Below are 1309 nucleotides of genomic sequence, written 5' to 3'. Positions count from 1 at the left end.
ATTTCTTCACAGTGCCAGGCATAACGGGAGGTGCGCTGTGTTTCATCCCACTCACTCATTACGTCTTACAGGGGCCGCGCGGCCCCACGTGCGGCTTTACATGACGGTGGCAGTAGCGTGTCTGACTGGCTTTCCGGGCGCAGACGCAATCGCGGCTTCCACGTCTCCTGCTGCTTCCGCGACCGCTGGGTCCGCAGTAGCGCCGGCCGCGGCGCCCGCGAAATACGGGCGCGTTGCGCCCGACGGCGCCAGCTCCACGACCGATTTCCCCGCGATCGTCAAGCGTTATGGACCGGCTGTCGTGAACATCCGTGCGACGCCCCTTCGGAAAGCGCCCGCACAGGGCCCAGTCCCCGAAGCGGTCGACAACCAGGACCCCATCTTCGCTTTCTTCAAACAGGCGGTGCCGCAGACGCAAGACGGACAAAGCGGTGAACCGCGTGCGATATCGGGGGCCGGTTCGGGGGTTATCGTAAGCCCGAACGGTCTCATTCTCACGACGGCCAATGTCGTTGGTCAGTCTGATGAGGTGACCGTGCGGCTGACTGACCGCCGCGAGTTCAAGGGAAAAGTCGTGGCCGTCGATGCGCAAAGCGACCTCGCCGCGATCCAGATCGACGCGACGAAGCTGCCCACCGTCAAGCTCGGCGACTCGACGCGCGTGCGTGTCGGCGAGCAGGTGCTCACAATCGGGTCGCCAGACAGTTATCAGAACACCGTCACTGTAGGTTTCGTCAGCGCGACCTCGCGCACGCTCGCCGATGGCACGACATTCCCGTTCTTCCAGACCGACGTGTCGCTGAACCCGGACAATACGGGCGGCCCAGTGTTCAATCGCGCCGGGGAGGTGGTCGGCATCAGCGTGCAGGTGTATGGCGATGCCGACCGCTTTCAGAGCCTCACGTTCGCGATCCCGATCAATCTTGCGCGCAAAGTGCGCGCTCAACTGCAAGACCCGCAAGGCCTGGTCGAGAACGCGCCCGGCAATCTTGGCATCCAGGTGCAGGACGTGGACCAGAATCTGGCGAGCGCCTTCGGTCTGCCGCGTGCGGCGGGCGCGCTGGTGATTTCCGTCGTTCCCGGCAGCCCGGCAGCGGCGAGCAGGCTGAGGCCCGGCGACGTGGTCGTGCAGTTCGGCGGCCACCCGATCGGAGACGCATCTGATGTCGTCGAGCAGGACGCGGCGCTTCATTCCGGCATGCGAATTCCGTTGAAGCTGATCCGCAACCGTAAGCAGGTTACGGTGATGGTGAATCTCGGCACATCGACGCAAGGCGACGATGCAAATGCGGACGCTGGAAGGGTTGAG

Annotated in this window: 1 protein-coding gene; it reads left to right on the top strand. The window is 64.0% G+C overall.

From position 1 onward, the window contains the following. Positions 1-301: 301 nt before the first annotated feature. Positions 302-1309 (top strand): S1C family serine protease (locus H3V53_RS43035; protein ID WP_419539758.1); only part of this gene is annotated, 1008 nt, incomplete at its 3' end.

It is taken from the genome of Paraburkholderia bengalensis (assembly GCF_037126505.1).
Lineage (GTDB): Bacteria > Pseudomonadota > Gammaproteobacteria > Burkholderiales > Burkholderiaceae > Paraburkholderia > Paraburkholderia bengalensis.
Note: the sequence above shows the minus strand (reverse complement) of the source record. Positions and strands in the feature narration are given on the sequence as shown.